Origin of the sequence: Methylobacillus draconifructus (assembly GCF_045984355.1) — a bacterium.
GTDB classification, from domain to species: domain Bacteria; phylum Pseudomonadota; class Gammaproteobacteria; order Burkholderiales; family Methylophilaceae; genus Methylobacillus; species Methylobacillus flagellatus_A.
The window spans coordinates 42596-59171 of record NZ_JBJQII010000006.1; the positions used below are offsets into that span (position 1 = coordinate 42596).

Sequence of the window (16576 nt, forward strand, 5' to 3'; positions counted from 1 at the left end):
TTCAGGCTTCTTCCATGGTGCATTGCAGCGGGTGCTGGTGCTCACGGGCATAACTAATGACTTGGTTGACCTTGGTCTCGGCGATGCCGTGCGGATACACGCCGCATACGCCCGCGCCCTCGGTATGTACTTGGAGCATGATTTGCGTCGCTTGTTCACGGTTTTTCTGAAAAAAGCGCTGCATGACATCCACCACGAATTCCATGGGCGTGTAGTCATCATTCAGCAGAATGACTTTGTACATCGAGGGAGGCTTGGTTTTTGCGTTGCCTACCTTCTCAACGATATTGTCCTGATGTTTGATGCTAGCCATACGTTTGATCTATTTTGAGCCGAATGCAGAAATTTTCAAGTCTGAATTGAGTAGGGTTATTACCGGCTGCATAGTTTTACATGCAAGATTTTTGCCATGTAATGACTATTACGGATGAATTCTTACAGTTTTTACAGCGCGATCCTGGGTTTTGAGGATTTCCAGCTTGTAGTCACCAATTTTGAGCCCGATACCAGGCTCCGGGATATCCTCGAAATGTTCGACAATAAGCCCGTTGAGCGTGCGCGGGCCGTCGACCGGCAGGTCGATGCCCAGTTTTTTGTTGATGTCGCGCAGGCTGTTGCTCGCATCGACGAGCCAACTGCCCCTGTCTTCCTTGCGGTACGCCAGCTGCTCCGCCGATACGTTCTCAAAATCGCCGATAATCGCCTTGATGATGTCTTCGAGCGTGACCAGGCCCTTGAGTTCACCATATTCGTCCACGACCAGCGCAATGCGCTGCTGGCATTGCTTGAATTCCTGCATCTGGGTGTAGACCGGCGTGCCGGAGGGGATGAAGTAGGGCGCTTCCATATGCTGGCCCAGCAGTTGCTGGCTGAGGGCCTTGGTGCGCAGGACGCTCATGATGTCCCGGATGCGCAGCATGCCGATGATTTCCTCGTTCGGCCCTTTGCGCACCGGCAGCCGCGAATGCTGGCTCTCGGTAATCTGGGCGAGGATTTCCTCCATCGGCGCCTCGAAATCGATGATCTCAAGCTGCGTGTGCACGGTCATGATTTCATCGACGGTGGTCTGCTCCAGATCCAGCAGGTTCAGCAATACCTCGCGGTGTTTTTGCGGGATCGGGCTGGTGGTTTCGCTGAAGATGCTGCGCAGTTCCTCTATGCTGGTGGTATGGTTGCTCTCGGTGAAGCTGACTTTCATGCCCAGCAGGCGCAGCAGGCTGTTGGCGCACAGGTTGGCCAGCCATATCAACGGGTAGCCGGCCTTGACCAACGGCAGCAATACATAGCTGAACGACAGGGCGAGAGGCTCGGCATGCCGGGAGGCGATGACCTTGGGCGTGATTTCGCTGAAGACCAGGATGGCAAAGGTAATGAGCACGGTGGAAACCGGCATCAGCAGCTCGCCGAGGTTGAACAGGCGGATGCTGATGAAGGCAGCAAGCGTTGCAGCTGCGGCATTGGCCAGGGTATTGCCCAGCAGGATGGCGCCGAGAAACTGCTCGCGCTCGTTGAGCAGCCTGGTGGCAAATTCGGCGCTGCGTAAACCTTCTTTGGCGAGGATGGTGAGCCGGTGCCGGTTGAGCATCAACAGGCTGGTTTCGGCCATGGAGAAAAAAGCGGAGGCGAATAGCAGCAGGGCAAGAATGCCCAGCTGCCATAGTAAGGAACTGTCCAACGGTATCAATCGGGGAATGAGATACCGCTAGTTTCGGCGCGAAGCGCCGGCTTTGTCAAGGCAGGGCTTCTTCCGCCTCGGGTTTCCTTTCGCCGCCGATCAGGTTCTCGCGCGATACGCCAAGGTACATGGCGATCGGGCTGGCCACTAGTACCGAGGAGTAAATACCGAATAGGATGCCGATGGTGAGGGCCAGGGCGAAGTTATGCAGCACCTCGCCGCCGAAGAACAGCATCGACAGCACCATGAGCTCGGTCGAAAAGTGGGTGATGATGGTGCGCGACATGGTGCGGGTGATCGCATTGTTGATCACCTCAGGCACGCTGGCCTTGCGCATCTTGCGGAAGTTCTCGCGCACCCGGTCGAACACCACCACGGACTCGTTCACGGAGTAGCCCAGCACGGCGAGCACCGCGGCGAGCACCGTGAGGTTGAATTCCCACTGAAAGAAGGCAAAGAAGCCGAGGATGATGATGACGTCGTGCATATTGGCGATCACGGCCGCCACGGCAAAGCGCCATTCGAAACGCATGGCCAGGTAGGCCATGATGCCGACGCAGACGAACAGCATCGCCAGCGCGCCCTTGTCGTACAGTTCCTGGCCGACTTGCGGGCCGACGAACTCGACGCGATGCAGCTTGACCTCCGGATTGTCGGCGGAAAGCGCCGCCAGCACTTTTTCGGAAAGCTGCGCGGTCGACAGGCCGGGCTTGATCGGCAGGCGGATCAATACGTCCTGACTGGTACCGAAATTCTGCACGGTGGCATCCTTGAGGCCGATCTCGTCGACCGACTTGCGGATGCTGTCGAGGTTGGCCGCTTGCGGGTAGCTGACCTCCATCATCGTGCCGCCGGTGAAGTCCACGCCCAGGTGCAGGCCCTTGGTGGCCAGGAAGAATACCGACAACAGGAAGGTCACGAGCGAGATGGTCGTCGTGAGACGGCCATAGCTCATGAACGGTATATCTTTTTTGATTCTGAAAAATTCCATGATGTTTACTCTAGTGTTTTACCTGTTGATCGATAGTTAGCCGATGGACAGCTTGCTGATCTTGCGGCGATAGCCGTAGATCAGGTTGATGACCGCACGGGAAACCAGCACTGCCGAGAACATCGAAGTCAGGATGCCCAGCACGTGCACGACGGCAAAGCCCTTGACCGGGCCGGTGCCGAACATGAACAGCGCCAGGCCCGCGATCATGGTGGTGACATTGGCATCGAGGATGGTGCCGAACGCACGTTCATAGCCCGCATGGATGGAAGCCTGCGGCGTGTTGCCGTTGCGCAGTTCCTCGCGGATACGTTCGTTGATCAGCACGTTGGCGTCGATCGCCATACCCAGGGTCAGCGCGACCGCCGCGATGCCGGGCAATGTAAGCGTGGCTTGCAGCATGGAGAGCAAGGCAACGAGCAACAGCAGGTTGATGCTCAGCGCCAGCACGGAAACCGTGCCGAATAGCATGTAGTAGACAATCATGAATACGGAGATCGCCACAAAGCCCCACAGGGTGGAATGCATGCCGCGCTCGATATTGGCTTCGCCCATGCTGGGGCCGACGGTACGCTCCTCGATGATCTCCATCGGGGCGGCCAGTGCGCCGGCGCGCAGCAGCAGGGCGACGTCAGTGGCTTCCTGCGTATTCGCCATGCCGGAAATCTGTACGCGTCCGCCGCCGATTTCCTCGCGGATCACGGGGGCGGTAATCACCTCCGCCTGGCCTTTCTCGATCAGCAGGATCGCCATGCGCTTGCCGACGTTTTCACGCGTGGCCTGCTTGAAGATGCGCGCGCCGCGGCCGTCCAGGGTGACGTGCACCACTGCGCCGCCGCCTTGCTGGTCCATGCCCGGGCCGGCATCGGTGATGTAGTCGCCGGTCAGCACCACGTTTTTCTTGACCAGCATGGGGATGCCGTTACGGTCGGTGTAGAACTCGGTACCGAACGGCACTTGGCCCTTGGAGGCGTTTTCCAGGGTCACGGCGTTGCTCTTGTCCTCGTCCACCATGCGGATTTCCAGCGTGGCGGTACGGCCGAGGATTTCCTTGGCCTTGGCAGTATCCTGTACGCCTGGCAGTTGCACGACGACACGGTCAATGCCTTGCTGTTGGATCACGGGCTCGGCAACGCCCAATTCGTTGATACGGTTGTGCAGGGTTTGGATGTTCTGCTTGATGGCGAATTCCTGGATGCGCTTTTTCGCTGGCTCGCTCAATACGGCGGTCAGGACTTTGTCTTCGCCGCGGTCGGAAGTGCGGAAGGCGAGGTCGGGATAATCTTTTTCCAGGGCGCGTTGCGCCTTGTTGAGTTCCGCCATGTCCTTGAAGCGGACATTGACGGCTTGGCCATCACGGGAAACACCGAGATAGCTGAGCCGGGCGGTGCGCAATGCGCTGCGGAAATCGCCGACATAGCGTTCCGCCGCCTGGTCGAGCGCCGCCTTCATGTCCACCTGCAGCAGGAAGTGCACGCCGCCGCGCAGGTCCAGGCCCAGATACATCGGGCGGGCGCCTATGCTGCGCAGCCATTCGGGGGAGCGTGAAAGCAGGTTGAGCGCAATCACGTAATCCTTGCCCAGCCGCGCCTGGAGCGCGTCCTTGGCCTGCAGCTGGATGTCGGTGCTGGGGAAGCGAACCTTGACGCCGGTGACGTCGAGGAACAACGCTTCAAACGGGATGTTCTCCTGCTTCAGGATGTTTTCCGTGTTTTCCAGCAGCGCTGCATCCACCTTGGTATTGGCCTTGGCTGCGGTGATTTGCACGGCCGGGGATTCGCCGAACAGGTTAGGGGCTGCATAAAGCAGGCCTACCAGGACGACAACCAGCACCATCAGGTACTTCCATAAAGGGTAGCGGTTCATGAAGCGGCTCGCATTTCAGTGTTTCAGTGATGTTAAAGATCGTGAGTCAAGTATATAGCGGCTATGTTACAGGGACTTGATGGTGCCCTTGGGCAACAGGGTTTGCACAGTGTGCTTTTGTACGGTAATCACGGTTTCCGGCGCGATTTCCAGGCTGACGTAGCCTTCGCCTACCTTGGTGATGCGGCCGACGATGCCGGAGCTGGTGGTCACTTCGTCGCCTTTTTGCAGGGCTTCGATCAGTTTGCGTTGTTCCTTGGCCTGTTTCATTTGCGGGCGGATCAGCATGAACCAGAACAGCACGAAGATAACGATCAAGGGAAGGAAGCTCATCCAGTCTGGAGCGGCCTGGGCTGCATCAGCAGCGTACGCAGAAGCGATTAACACGGGTAAACCTTTCTTTTCAATGGGTAGAAATACTTGAAGCGCAAAATATTAGCCCAAAATTCTAACATATTGTGGCATATGCGCTGGATTATGCTGCTTGCTGCAATTTCTGCCGCCCTTGCCTGAACTCGCTAGCGAAAGCGGCAAACCGGCCTTGCTCAATGGCCTGGCGCATTCCGGCCATCAATTCCTGGTAGTAATGCAGGTTGTGGATGGTGTTGAGGCGTGCGCCGAGGATCTCGCCGCTGCGGTGCAGGTGGTGCAGGTAGGCGCGGCTGAAGTGGCGGCAGGTATAGCAACTGCAGTCCTCGTCCAGCGGTCGCGTATCCTTCCGATGTCGCGCGTTCTTGAGCTTGATGTCGCCATGGCGCGTGAACAGCCAGCCGTTGCGCGCGTTGCGGGTCGGCATCACGCAGTCGAACATATCCACGCCGTGCGCTACGGCGGCGACCAGGTCTTCCGGCGTGCCCACGCCCATGAGGTAGCGCGGCCTGTCCTGCGGCATTTGCGGCGCGGTGTGAGCGAGGATGCGCAGCATGTCTTCCTTGGGTTCGCCTACCGAGAGGCCGCCGATCGCATAGCCGTCGAAGCCGATCTCGGCGAGCCCGGCCAGCGATTCGTCGCGCAGGTCTTCGTACATGCCGCCCTGGATGATGCCGAACAGCGCGTTCGGGTTGCCCTGGTGCGCGGCCTTGCTGCGCGCGGCCCAGCGCAGGCTGAGGCGCATGGAGTCGCGCGCTTCGATATGCGTCGCGGGATAGGGCGTGCACTCGTCGAAGATCATGACAATGTCCGAGTTCAGCACTTTTTGAATGCGCATGGACTCTTCAGGCGTGAGAAAACAGCTGTCGCCATTGATGGGGGAGCGGAAGCGCACGCCTTCCTCGGTGATCTTGCGCAGGTCACCCAGGCTCCAAACCTGGAAGCCGCCCGAGTCGGTGAGGATGGGGCCGTCCCAGCCCATGAACTGGTGCAGGCCGCCGAATTCGCCGATGACTTCCAGCCCGGGGCGCAGCCAGAGATGGAAGGTGTTGCCGAGCAGGATATGCGCGCCGGTGTCGCGCACCTCGACCGGGGACAGCGACTTGACGGAGCCGTAAGTGCCGACCGGCATGAAGGCCGGGGTTTGCACATCGCCGTGCGCGAGGCTGACGGTGCCGCGCCGCGCGGCACCGTCTTGCTTGATAAGGGTAAATTCCATGATGCTTAGCCAAAATTCAAGCCGCGATACTACCATGGACTGACGCTTTATATGGTATCGAGCGCGCGCATGATGACCATGTGCTTGCTATACTGTGCGCAGTTTTGCGTGCAGATATCCTGCACGATCGTTCAATGAGGAAATGCTTGAATGGCTGACATTCCCAACCGTCCACACCGCCACCGCTCCTTCATGGAGGCCGGCCTGCGCGAGCGCAGCATTTATCTGTTGCCCAACCTGTTCACCACCGCGGCGCTTTTTGCCGGGTTCTATGCGATTGTGCAGGCGATGAACGGCAACTTTGAGCATTCCGCCGTGGCGATTTTCATTGCCATGGTCCTGGACGGCCTCGATGGCCGGGTGGCGCGCATGACCAATACGCAAAGCGCGTTCGGCGCCGAGTACGACAGCCTGTCCGACATGGTGTCGTTCGGCGTCGCGCCGGCATTGGTGATGTATGTCTGGGCGCTGAAACCGCTGGGCAAGCTCGGATGGATCGCGGCTTTCATCTATTGCGCCGGTGCGGCCTTGCGCCTTGCGCGCTTCAACACCAAGCTGGACGAAAGCGACAAGCGCTATTTCCAGGGTCTGCCCAGCCCTGCGGCGGCTGCCCTGCTTGCCGGGCTGGTCTGGGTGTCGTATGAAAACCACGTGAGCGGCACGGAGGTGTTTTTTGATGCCGTCAAGATGCAGTGGGTGGCATGGTTCATCACCCTGTTTGCCGGGCTATCCATGGTGAGCGACCTGCGCTACTACAGCGGCAAGGACATCAACCTGCGCCGTAGCGTGCCGTTCGTCGTGATCCTGCTGATCGTGCTGGCGTTCGTGCTGATATCCTACAGTCCGCCGGAAGTGTTGTTCGCCGTGTTCCTGGCCTATGGGGTCTCAGGATATATCCTCTGGCTATGGGGCAAGCGCAAGCCAAAGCCCGCCGCTGCCGACCAGTCAGTTCCTCCCGGTCAATAAAACCAAGTTTTCGCTGGCTCAACGCCCGTGCTGCAGTGCTTGCAGCACGGGCTTTATTTTTTCACCGACATGGATTTGCGGGTTGGAAGGGCCATCCGTCTTGCCTGCTTGCTGTTCGCGCTTGCGGATGACAGGCAGGGCATGCTGGAAAGCCTCTTCGAATGAATAGGTGTTACGCAAGGCTTCGTCGAACAAGGCGCGGCCGAAGAAGGTCAACTCCGAGCCGCTGCCGCAGCCGAATGAGGTATGGGTGGCGTCGGCTGCGGTCATGATCAGGGTGTTCTCGTTCTGCAACGGCGCTATCCAGCTGCCGGAATAGCACGCCGATACCACGATGACGCGGTACTTGACGCCTGCCTTGTCCAACCACAGGTTGAGGGCCTGCGGGGTGAGCATGTCCATTTCCAACGGCCAGAGCGAGGCGGCGAGTTCTCCGTTCTGCGCGCCATGCGAGGTAAGGTAGATCAGCAGCACGTCTTCCTCGGTATTCATGAGGTCTGCGGCGCGGTTAATGGCGCGCTCCAGGTTTTCGAGGCTGGCCCATGGCAGGCTTTCCAGGGTGGCAGGGTGGTTGACGAGCTCCTGCATATGACCTGCGGCATCGAAGCGCTCCTCGATGACGGCATTGACCATGCTGCTCTCGCGCAGGAATACCTCGTCGTCGCCATAAGGCGCATAGCTGACGCTGAACAGGTCGACAACGCCTGGCCGCTCAGGCTTGACGGCTGCACGTTGCTTGCTGGCGAGCTGCAGTTGGGTTTCCAACTTTTCCTGGGTCAGCTGCAGGCTGTTGTCCGCACCGGCGCCGTCCTCTTCATAGGGCAGCCAGTACATGGGAGCTTGTGAAAAATGCACGATCAGCGGCGCGCCAAACGCGAATATCCCGGTCAGCAAGATGAGCCTGCCCGGCACTTGCGTGCTGCGTGTCAGCAGCAGCCAGAAGGCCAGCGCCGCCCAGGTGGTAGTGGCGATATACAGTGCCCAGTGCCAGGCGGATCCATCCAGGCCTTGCGGCTGGATTAGGCCGACATAGACCAAGGTGCTGAGGATATCCAGCACGAACGCCTGCGCGGTGCCGATGGCAAACAATGCGGCGGCCTGCACCTGCAGGCCGTGCGTGCGCGCGTGGTCGCTGAGGTACCAGCACAGCCATAGCAACAGCAGCACGACCAGCCAGCCCCAGAGCAACGCCTTGGGAAAGAATTCCGCCTGGCCGATGATCACCAGCCGTCCCATCAGGATGCTGCCGGCAGTGGTAATCGCCAGCATCAATAGTAGCTGCAATGGGCTGATCCGCAGTCCTTCAACATTCACTCGCTGGAAAAATGCGCTTTTCAGCCCACGTAGGAAAAAGGTGCGTAATGGAAATGTGGTATGGGACATGCTGGCCTGTAAGCGATTGCGGGTTAATGTCCGCCATCGTGCCTCAAATTCGCCCACGCGCCAAGTTGCCGGCTTGAATCCGCAGGCATGCCAGGGCTTCGGCTTGCCTTGCGGGAGGAAAAGAATTATATTCAATCACCTATGCAGAACTTCAGGCACAATCCGGATTTCCCCCTTGCTCGGGCTTTCTTGGCCCCGGCGAGCCTGATGCTGCGCAGCCCGCGCTAGTATTGCTCCTGCCCAGCTTTAGCCATACCTACTGAGACGCTTCCGCTCATAAACCCAAACGTTGATGGAATTTCAGGCCATGACACAGAACCAGCTCATCATTTTTGATACCACCCTGCGCGACGGCGAGCAAAGCCCTGGCGCGGCCATGACCAAGGAAGAGAAGCTGCGCATCGGCCGTCAACTGGAAAAGCTGGGCGTGAATGTGATCGAGGCCGGTTTTGCAGCGGCGAGCCCCGGGGACTTCGATGCCATCCGCGCCATTGCCGAAGTGATTACCGAGTCCACCGTCTGTTCGCTCGCGCGCGCCAACGAGAACGACATCCGCCGCGCGGGAGAGGCGATCAGCCCGGCCAGGAAGCGCCGCATCCATACTTTTATCGCGACCAGCCCGATCCATATGCAGAACAAGCTGCGCATGACGCCTGAGCAGGTGCTGGAGCGTGCCGTGCAGGCAGTGAAGTGGGCGTTGGAATATACCGACGACGTCGAGTTCTCTGCCGAGGATGCCGTGCGGTCCGACATCGATTTCCTGGTGCAGGTGTTCGACGCCGTAATCGCGGCAGGCGCCAAGACCATCAACGTGCCTGACACCGTGGGCTACTCCGTGCCGCAGCAATGGGGCGAGCGCATGGCGCAACTGATTGCGCGCGTGAAGGACTCCGACAAGGTGGTGTGGTCGACCCACTGCCACAACGACCTCGGCATGGCGGTGGCGAACTCGCTGTCTGCCGTGCTGGCCGGCGCGCGGCAGGTGGAGTGCACCATCAACGGCCTGGGCGAACGGGCGGGCAATGCCAGCCTGGAGGAAGTGGTGATGGCGGTGAAGACCCGCCGCGACGTGTTCCAGCTCGATACCACCATCGATACCACGCAGATCGTGACGACATCCAAGCTGGTATCGACGATCACCGGCTATCCGGTGCAGCCCAACAAGGCTGTCGTCGGCGCGAACGCGTTCGCCCATGAGTCCGGCATCCACCAGGACGGCGTGCTCAAGCACCGCGAGACTTACGAGATCATGCGTGCGGAAGATGTGGGCTGGGGCGCCAACAAGCTGACGCTGGGCAAGTTGTCCGGGCGCAATGCTTTCCGCACCCGTCTCACCGAGCTGGGCATCACCCTGGAAAGCGAGGATGCGCTCAATGCGGCATTCGCGCGCTTCAAGGAGTTGGCGGACAAGAAGTCCGAGATATTCGACGAGGATATCCAGGCCCTGGTCAGCGATAACGTGGTCAACGAGGAAAGTTTCAAGCTGAGCTACCTACATGTGGCGTCGCAGACGGGCGAAGTCCCGCATGCGGAGGTGACCGTGGCGGAGAACGGCGTCGAGCGCCGTGCGGACGCTACTGGCGGCGGCCCTGTCGATGCGGCGTTCAAGGCCATCGAGAAGATTGTCAGCAGCGGCGCCGAGCTGCTGCTGTATTCCGTCAACAACATCACCAGCGGCACCGATGCGCAGGGCGAGGTGACGGTGCGATTGTCCAAGGGCGGGCGCATCGTCAACGGCCAGGGGGCGGATACGGATATCGTGATCGCCTCGGCCAAGGCCTACCTGAACGCCCTCAATAAACTGCATGCGAATGCCGAGCGGGCACATCCGCAGGTATAGTGCATTCATTCATTTAACGATCGAATATCATCAGGTAAAAGTAAAGGAATCCCCATGTTGCAAGGTGCAATCCAGGTAACAAGTTTTGATATGGACCGGCTGTTTTCCATGATTGAGCAACTGCGCAAGAACGGCTTCCCCGAGGCAGGCAACCTTACCCGCCTCGAAGATGAACTGGCGCGCAGCGAAGAAGTGGCCTCCGAGCAGGTCGGCGCGGATGTGGTGACCATGAATTCGCGCGTGCTGCTGCGCGACGAGGCGAATGGGCACGAGATGCACTGCACGCTGGTGTTCCCCGCCGATGCGGACGCTTCGGCCAACCGCATTTCTGTAGTGGCGCCGTTGGGCACCGCCATTCTGGGATACCGGGTCGGCGACGTGATCGACTGGGCCATGCCGGGAGGCGTGCGCCAGTACAGGATATTGAAGATTGATTACCAGCCCGAGGCTGCTGGCGATTTTCACTTGTAAACAATTTAAGTGGTTAAGCAAGGCGCCTCCTGGGCGCCTTTTTTATTGCTGCAAAGCCGGTAAAAGTCCGGAAGGGACAATGTGTGCGTTTCTCTCGCAACATTTTATTATTCGGGCTGTATTACATCTGGGGCTCGACTTATCTTGCCATGCGTGTTGCGGCACAGCTAAGCCGTCAATGCTTGGTCTTGAGATAGCGCTTGTCGCTGAAAGTAGCCAGCCAATGCGGGCGGAACGCCGTCATCAGCGTGACCGCCATGCCGGTGAGAAAAGCTTCCGACCAGGCGATCAGGATGAAATAGGGCAGGTAGTTGCTGAACAGGTAGTCGGGCGGGTAGGCCTGCATGCCGCTCAGCATCAGCACCGCGCTCAAGCCGCACAGGCTGATGGTGAGCCCCGCGCAAAGAAAGCCGCAGGCGAAGATGTAGATGATCAGGTGGTTGGGCAGTTTGCTGTCCACCAGGCGGAACAGGTTGTAGCTGAAGGCTACCGGGATCACCGCCATGATGAGGAAATTGATGCCCAGCGTTTGCCATCCCGCCATGCCGAATGCAGTGACGCTGACAAGGATCAACGCCAGCGCGATCAGCGCAAGTTGCCAGCGGAACATCAGGCACAAGGCCGTGACGCCCAGCAGATGGATGTTGAGGCCGGGGCGTATGCCCGCCTTGACGCTCCAAATCACCATCAATGCCACGATGGAGCCGAGGAACACATGCTGCAATGCCGGGTCGCTCAAATGCTTCCAGGGAGACTTGATGACGGCATAGGCAAGCAGGGCTAGCGCCACTGCATTGGCAACCCATTGCCAGGCGGCCGGAACCAGGTAGTCAGGCAGGTTCATTGCCTTGGATCGCCTTGCGGCACGGGGATGGTCGCATACTTCAGGATCATAAGCTAAACTCTAACAATTTTTGCCGTAGACGGAGAAACATTTTGCAGCTCGCATTGTTTGACCTCGATAACACGCTACTGGCTGGCGACAGCGATTTCCAGTGGGGCCAGTTCCTCATCAGCAAGGGCTTGCTCGACGAGCAGGAGCACTTGGCCAAGAATATTGCCTTTTATGAGGATTACAAAGCCGGCCGGCTTGATATCTACGCCTTCCTGGATTTCCAGCTCAAGCCCCTGAGCGAACGTCCACGCAGCGAGCTGGACGCCTTGCACCGCGAATACATGGCGCAGAAAATCCGCCCCATGATCACCGACAAGGCACGCGCATTGGTGGAGAAGCACCGCCAGAATGGCGACCTGCTCATGATCATCACCGCGACCAACAGTTTTGTGACAACCCCGATTGCGCATGAGTTCGGCATCGACAACCTGATTGGCACCACGCCTGAGGAAGTGGATGGCGAATTTACCGGCAAGGTGACGGGAACCCCGAGCTTCCAGGCCGGCAAGATCACGCGGCTCAACGAGTGGCTGGCCGAGCGCGGCCAATCGTTAAGCGACTTTGAAGCTGCCTGGTTCTACAGCGATTCCCACAACGACCTGCCATTGATGAAGCTGGTGGACAAGCCCGTCGCGGTAGACCCGGACCCTACGCTCAAGGCATATGCGGAAGAAGCGGGGTGGCCCGTCATCAGCCTGCGTTGATATCTATCTGCATAGGGCGGCTAACAAAACTCAGTGATCCTGGCTAGGCGCTCTGCCGCAGGCAGTCCAAGTAGTACGGCCGGGCAACGCAACGTCAGGAATGTTTTGTTCGCCGCTCTTAGCGGTGCAGCAGGACTTCCAGCACGAACTTGCTGCCGGCATAAGCCAGCAATAGCACGACAAATCCGCTCAAGGTCCAGCGCACCGCGGTGCGTCCGCGCCAGCCGTAGCGGTAGCGGCCAAACAGCAGCCCGCCGAAGATCAGCCACGAGAGAATGGTGAACACGTTCTTGTGGTTGAACTGGAACGGCTGGTCGAACAACAGCTCCGAGAACATCATGCCGCTGATCAGGGTCAGCGTCAGCAGGATGAATCCCAGCGTAATGATGCGGAACAGCAGGGTTTCCATCGTCATGAGCGGCGGGAAGTCGGGCAGCTTGAGCCAGCTCGATTTCTGGTGCAGCTTGCGTTCAGCGGCCGTCATCAGCAAGGCATGCAGCGCGGCAAAGGTCAGCAGGCTGTAGGCCAGCATCGCAATCACCAGGTGGGCCACGAACAAGGGCTGGTCGGCGTAGGGGATCACGTGCGATTCGGGCTGCCATGCCTGCAGCAATACGAAAAAGGCCGCTGGCGGCAGCACGAACGCCTGCAGGCTATGCAGGTGGTGCTTGATATTGGTGATCCAGTAAATAAGCACGGTGAGCCAGAGGATGGTGGACAGCGCATTGGTAAAGCTCAGGTTGAGTCCTTGCGAGAACAAGTGGCAATAAAGCGAGAGCGCGTGCAGCACCAGCCCGACGGCGATCAGGCCGGACTGCCAATTCTGCTTGGAAGGGGCCGATGCGTCGCTGGTCTTGGTCTGGCGCCAGTAGTTGACGGCCACCAACAGGTAAATCAATGCGGTAATAACGGGTAGAAACGCAATCATACGGGATGACTTGGGTTAGAATTCATATATTCACAACACTATAACATGCAGCCGCCTGACGCACGCGTTAATCCACGGCGGCCGCCACTGGTATCCATCATGTTCGAAAACCTCAGCAGCAGATTACAGCAAGTCGTCAAAACCCTACGCGGGCACGCCCGCCTCACGGAAGAGAACATCACCGACGCCATGCGCGAAGTGCGCATGGCATTGCTGGAGGCCGATGTGGCCTTGCCGGTGGTCAAGGATTTCGTCAGCCAGGTGAAGGAGCGCGCGGTAGGCCGCGAAGTGCTGCAAAGCCTGTCTCCGGGCCAGGCCGTGATCCAGGTCGTGCACGAAGAGCTCACCCGCCTCATGGGCGAGCAGAACGTCGGCCTCAATCTTGCCACCAATCCTCCCGCCATCGTCCTTATGGCAGGCTTGCAGGGCTCCGGCAAGACCACCACCTCAGCCAAGCTGGCGCGGCTGCTGAAGGCCGAGAAAAAGAAAGTGCTGCTGGCCAGCGCCGACGTCTACCGGCCTGCCGCGATCGAGCAGTTGAAAACCCTGGCCAAGAGCCTGGAAGTGGACTATTTCGATTCCAATGCGACGCAAAAGCCTGCGGATATCGCCGCGCAGGCCCTCGACTTCGCCAAGCGGCATTTCTATGACGTGCTGATCTTCGATACCGCGGGCCGCCTGGGCATCGACGAAGCCATGATGGCGGAAATCAAGCAGCTGCATGAGTTGCTCAACCCGATCGAGACTCTGTTCGTGGTCGATGCCATGCAAGGTCAGGATGCGGTCAACACCGCACGCGCATTCGGAGAAACCCTGCCCTTGACCGGCGTGGTGCTCACCAAGCTCGACGGCGATGCCCGAGGCGGCGCGGCATTGTCCGTGCGCCATGTCACCGGCAAGCCGATCAAGTACATCGGCGTGAGCGAAAAGGTTGATGGCATCGAGTTATTCCATCCTGAGCGCATGGCGTCGCGCGTGCTGGGCATGGGCGACGTGCTTTCGCTGATCGAGCAGGCACAGAAGAACGTGGACCTGGACGAAGCCAAGAAGCTGGCCGACAAGGTCAAGTCCGGCAAGAATTTCGACCTTGAAGACTTCAAGGCGCAGATGCTGCAAATGCGCAAGATGGGCGGCATGGGCTCGTTGATGGACAAGATGCCCGCGCAGATTTCCGGCATGATGGGCCAAGTCAATAGCGAGACAGGCGACAAGGCCTTGCGCCGCATCGAGGGCATCATCAATGCCATGACTCCGTTGGAGCGCCGCAAGCCGGATATCATCAAGGCCACGCGCAAGCGCCGCATCGCCGCCGGCGCCGGGGTGCAGGTGCAGGAAGTCAACCGCCTGCTCAACCAGTTCGAGGAAGTGCAGAAAATGATGAAAATGTTCTCGAAGGGCGGCATGAGCAAGATCATGCGCGCAATGCAGGGCCGTTTTCCCGGCATGAGGTGATGCGCGGGGAAATTCTTTCCTGCACATAGGCTTGCATCGAAATCGCTTGATGGGATGGGTTGCTGAAGCAAAGGAAATTGCAATCCAGCATTGACGCCACCGGCGCTTTTCTTCATAATTGCGCGCTTTCCGAGATGAGAGTCTCATCTCAAGGGCCGTTAGCTCAGTTGGTAGAGCAGCGGACTTTTAATCCGTTTGTCGCAGGTTCGAGCCCCGCACGGCCCACCAGGAATATCAAAGGGTTAGCTTTTTAGCTAGCCCTTTTTTCATTTCAAGGCCGTATCTTCAAATTAATTTTAAATTAATTTTTCTTCCCAGGCTTGGCCTGGTATTTTTAATTGTGAGGTTAGCGCTATGCAAACAGGCCATCATGCACAAACCCATAACCGCTGGCTGGCGTTGATCGTCTTGTGTTTCGGCGTGCTCATGATCGTGCTCGATACCACGATCGTGAATGTGGCGCTGCCTTCGATCCGGGCCGACCTTGGGTTCAGCGAAACTTCGCTGGTGTGGGTGGTGAACGCCTATATGCTCACCTTTGGCGGTTTTCTGCTGCTCGGCGGCCGGCTGGGGGATTTTTTTGGGCAGCGGCGTTTGTTCCTGATCGGGATTGCATCGTTTACGCTGGCTTCGCTGATTTGTGGGATGGCCGCGACGCAGCAGCAATTGGTCTGGGCGCGCGCCGTGCAGGGGCTCGGCGGGGCGGTGGTGTCGGCGGGGGCGTTGTCGTTGATCATGAATCTGTTCACCGAGCAGGGCGAGCGCGCCAAGGCGATGGGGGTCTACGGCTTTGTCTGCGCGGGCGGCGGCAGCCTGGGGGTGTTGTTGGGCGGATTGCTTACGAGCACCTTGAGCTGGCATTGGATTTTTCTCGTCAACCTGCCGATCGGGATCGTGGTCTACGGCTTGTGTTTGCGGCTGCTGCCTGCGCATGGCGCCGTGTTGAGGCCGCAGAAGCTCGATGTCGCCGGGGCGTTGAGCATTACGGCGTCGATGATGCTGGCGGTGTATGCGATTGTGAATGGCAACGAGACGGGCTGGCTTTCCGGCGAGACCCTGGGCTTGTTTGCCCTGGCCGGGTTATTGTTTGCATGGTTTATCCGCTTGCAATTGCGCGTGGCCGCGCCATTGATGCCCTTGAGCCTGTTCCGGCAGCGCAATGTGTCGGTTGCCAACGTGGTAGCCGTGCTCTGGGCGGCTGCCTTGTTCGCCTGGTTCTTCATGTCGGCGCTGTATATGCAGTTCGTGCTGGGCTACGACGCCTTGCAGGTGGGGTTGGCGTTCCTGCCGGCCAATGTGGTGATGGCCTTGTTTTCCCTCGGCTTGTCCGCGTGGCTGGTGATGCGCATCGGGATTCGCGCTTCGTTGACGCTGGGATTGGTGCTGGCTGCACTCGGCCTGGGATGGTTCGCCCGTGCGCCGCTGGATGGCATGTTCTGGCTGGATATATTCCCTTCCATGGTGCTGCTGGGGTTGGGCGGCGGCATCGCCTTCAACCCGTTGCTGCTGGCTGCGATGAATGATGTGGCGCCCGAAGATTCCGGCCTAGCGTCCGGCGTGGTGAATACGGCCTTCATGATGGGCGGCGCGGTGGGATTGGCTGTATTGGCAAGCCTGGCCGCCTTGGTGAGCCAAAAGTGGCTGGCGCAGGGTAATGCCTTGCCGTCGGCGTTACTGGCCGGCTACCAGCTTGCTTTCCTGCTGGGCGCGGCTGCTGCGGGAATCGGGGCAGGGTTGGCCTTGCTGCTCATGCATGAGCCCAAATCCACGCAATCGGCGGCATCGGCTCCAGTTCATTAAAAATAGGATATCGCGTG

Annotated in this window: 15 protein-coding genes and 1 tRNA gene; 7 read left to right on the forward strand and 9 right to left on the reverse strand. The window is 59.0% G+C overall.

Annotation, left to right across the window (positions count from 1 at the left end; all coding sequences use genetic code 11):
- Position 1: 1 nt before the first annotated feature.
- The 6 genes from clpS to tgt all read right to left on the reverse strand — a co-directional run bounded on the left by clpS (position 2) and on the right by tgt (position 6120).
- On the reverse strand, positions 2-313 hold the full coding sequence (gene clpS / locus ACJSDX_RS12885) for an ATP-dependent Clp protease adapter ClpS (protein WP_230343275.1): 312 nt from the start codon (positions 311-313) through the stop codon (positions 2-4).
- A gap of 108 nt (positions 314-421) precedes the next feature.
- Positions 422-1684 carry an HlyC/CorC family transporter gene (locus tag ACJSDX_RS12890; protein ID WP_407995037.1) on the reverse strand — a complete coding sequence of 421 codons (1263 nt, stop codon included), beginning with the start codon at positions 1682-1684 and terminating at the stop codon, positions 422-424.
- Between the two features lie 46 nt (positions 1685-1730).
- Entirely contained in the window at positions 1731-2666 is a 936-nt protein-coding gene (secF, locus tag ACJSDX_RS12895) for a protein translocase subunit SecF (protein ID WP_309564420.1), read from the reverse strand.
- A gap of 36 nt (positions 2667-2702) precedes the next feature.
- A complete protein-coding gene (secD, locus tag ACJSDX_RS12900) occupies positions 2703-4532 on the reverse strand; it encodes a protein translocase subunit SecD (protein ID WP_407995038.1) in 1830 nt (609 codons plus the stop codon).
- 66 nt (positions 4533-4598) lie between these two features.
- A complete protein-coding gene (gene yajC / locus ACJSDX_RS12905) occupies positions 4599-4919 on the reverse strand; it encodes a preprotein translocase subunit YajC (protein WP_407995039.1) in 321 nt (106 codons plus the stop codon).
- Between the two features lie 88 nt (positions 4920-5007).
- Complete coding sequence (gene tgt / locus ACJSDX_RS12910) at positions 5008-6120, reverse strand: tRNA guanosine(34) transglycosylase Tgt (RefSeq protein WP_407995040.1); 1113 nt, start codon at positions 6118-6120, stop codon at positions 5008-5010.
- A 150-nt stretch (positions 6121-6270) separates the two neighbouring features.
- On the opposite strand from tgt, the gene pssA reads away from it, so the two are divergent.
- Entirely contained in the window at positions 6271-7086 is an 816-nt protein-coding gene (gene pssA, locus ACJSDX_RS12915) for a CDP-diacylglycerol--serine O-phosphatidyltransferase (protein WP_309564424.1), read from the forward strand.
- 18 nt (positions 7087-7104) lie between these two features.
- On the opposite strand, the gene ACJSDX_RS12920 is transcribed toward pssA, so the two are convergent.
- Positions 7105-8370 carry a C13 family peptidase gene (locus ACJSDX_RS12920; RefSeq protein ID WP_407995041.1) on the reverse strand — a complete coding sequence of 422 codons (1266 nt, stop codon included), beginning with the start codon at positions 8368-8370 and terminating at the stop codon, positions 7105-7107.
- A gap of 406 nt (positions 8371-8776) precedes the next feature.
- On the opposite strand from ACJSDX_RS12920, the gene ACJSDX_RS12925 reads away from it, so the two are divergent.
- Positions 8777-10309 (forward strand): 2-isopropylmalate synthase, encoded by a 1533-nt coding sequence (locus tag ACJSDX_RS12925; RefSeq protein WP_407995042.1) that lies wholly within the window; start codon positions 8777-8779, stop codon positions 10307-10309.
- 54 nt (positions 10310-10363) lie between these two features.
- Positions 10364-10780, forward strand: a complete 417-nt coding sequence (gene rnk / locus ACJSDX_RS12930; protein ID WP_407995043.1) for a nucleoside diphosphate kinase regulator — start codon at positions 10364-10366, stop codon at positions 10778-10780.
- A 175-nt stretch (positions 10781-10955) separates the two neighbouring features.
- Here rnk and ACJSDX_RS12935 read toward each other — a convergent pair whose 3' ends face one another.
- Positions 10956-11624 carry an energy-coupling factor ABC transporter permease gene (locus ACJSDX_RS12935; protein WP_407995044.1) on the reverse strand — a complete coding sequence of 223 codons (669 nt, stop codon included), beginning with the start codon at positions 11622-11624 and terminating at the stop codon, positions 10956-10958.
- 92 nt (positions 11625-11716) lie between these two features.
- Between ACJSDX_RS12935 and ACJSDX_RS12940 the strand changes: the two genes are divergently transcribed.
- On the forward strand, positions 11717-12379 hold the full coding sequence (locus tag ACJSDX_RS12940) for a histidinol-phosphatase (protein WP_407995045.1): 663 nt from the start codon (positions 11717-11719) through the stop codon (positions 12377-12379).
- Between the two features lie 118 nt (positions 12380-12497).
- Here ACJSDX_RS12940 and ACJSDX_RS12945 read toward each other — a convergent pair whose 3' ends face one another.
- A complete protein-coding gene (locus ACJSDX_RS12945; RefSeq protein ID WP_407995046.1) occupies positions 12498-13307 on the reverse strand; it encodes a cytochrome C assembly family protein in 810 nt (269 codons plus the stop codon).
- 99 nt (positions 13308-13406) lie between these two features.
- Between ACJSDX_RS12945 and ffh the strand changes: the two genes are divergently transcribed.
- The 3 genes from ffh (at position 13407) to ACJSDX_RS12960 (ending at position 16559) form a co-directional block, all read left to right on the forward strand.
- Positions 13407-14759: a signal recognition particle protein gene (gene ffh / locus ACJSDX_RS12950; RefSeq protein WP_407995047.1), complete on the forward strand. Its 1353-nt coding sequence runs from the start codon at positions 13407-13409 to the stop codon at positions 14757-14759.
- A gap of 152 nt (positions 14760-14911) precedes the next feature.
- Positions 14912-14987 (forward strand) — tRNA-Lys (locus ACJSDX_RS12955).
- Positions 14988-15113: 126 nt separating this feature from the next.
- On the forward strand, positions 15114-16559 hold the full coding sequence (locus tag ACJSDX_RS12960) for a DHA2 family efflux MFS transporter permease subunit (RefSeq protein WP_407995048.1): 1446 nt from the start codon (positions 15114-15116) through the stop codon (positions 16557-16559).
- The last annotated feature ends 17 nt before the right edge of the window (positions 16560-16576 follow it).

What these genes read in the sequence shown, in the direction of transcription:
- rnk (WP_407995043.1), top strand. Translation starts at nt 10,364, where the DNA reads ATGTTGCAAGGTGCAATCCAGGTAACAAGTTTTGATATGGACCGGCTG.
- secD (WP_407995038.1), bottom strand. Translation starts at nt 4,532, where the DNA reads ATGAACCGCTACCCTTTATGGAAGTACCTGATGGTGCTGGTTGTCGTC.
- clpS (WP_230343275.1), bottom strand. Translation starts at nt 313, where the DNA reads ATGGCTAGCATCAAACATCAGGACAATATCGTTGAGAAGGTAGGCAAC.
- ACJSDX_RS12925 (WP_407995042.1), top strand. Translation starts at nt 8,777, where the DNA reads ATGACACAGAACCAGCTCATCATTTTTGATACCACCCTGCGCGACGGC.
- ffh (WP_407995047.1), top strand. Translation starts at nt 13,407, where the DNA reads ATGTTCGAAAACCTCAGCAGCAGATTACAGCAAGTCGTCAAAACCCTA.
- ACJSDX_RS12945 (WP_407995046.1), bottom strand. Translation starts at nt 13,307, where the DNA reads ATGATTGCGTTTCTACCCGTTATTACCGCATTGATTTACCTGTTGGTG.
- ACJSDX_RS12935 (WP_407995044.1), bottom strand. Translation starts at nt 11,624, where the DNA reads ATGAACCTGCCTGACTACCTGGTTCCGGCCGCCTGGCAATGGGTTGCC.
- secF (WP_309564420.1), bottom strand. Translation starts at nt 2,666, where the DNA reads ATGGAATTTTTCAGAATCAAAAAAGATATACCGTTCATGAGCTATGGC.
- ACJSDX_RS12960 (WP_407995048.1), top strand. Translation starts at nt 15,114, where the DNA reads ATGCAAACAGGCCATCATGCACAAACCCATAACCGCTGGCTGGCGTTG.
- tgt (WP_407995040.1), bottom strand. Translation starts at nt 6,120, where the DNA reads ATGGAATTTACCCTTATCAAGCAAGACGGTGCCGCGCGGCGCGGCACC.
- pssA (WP_309564424.1), top strand. Translation starts at nt 6,271, where the DNA reads ATGGCTGACATTCCCAACCGTCCACACCGCCACCGCTCCTTCATGGAG.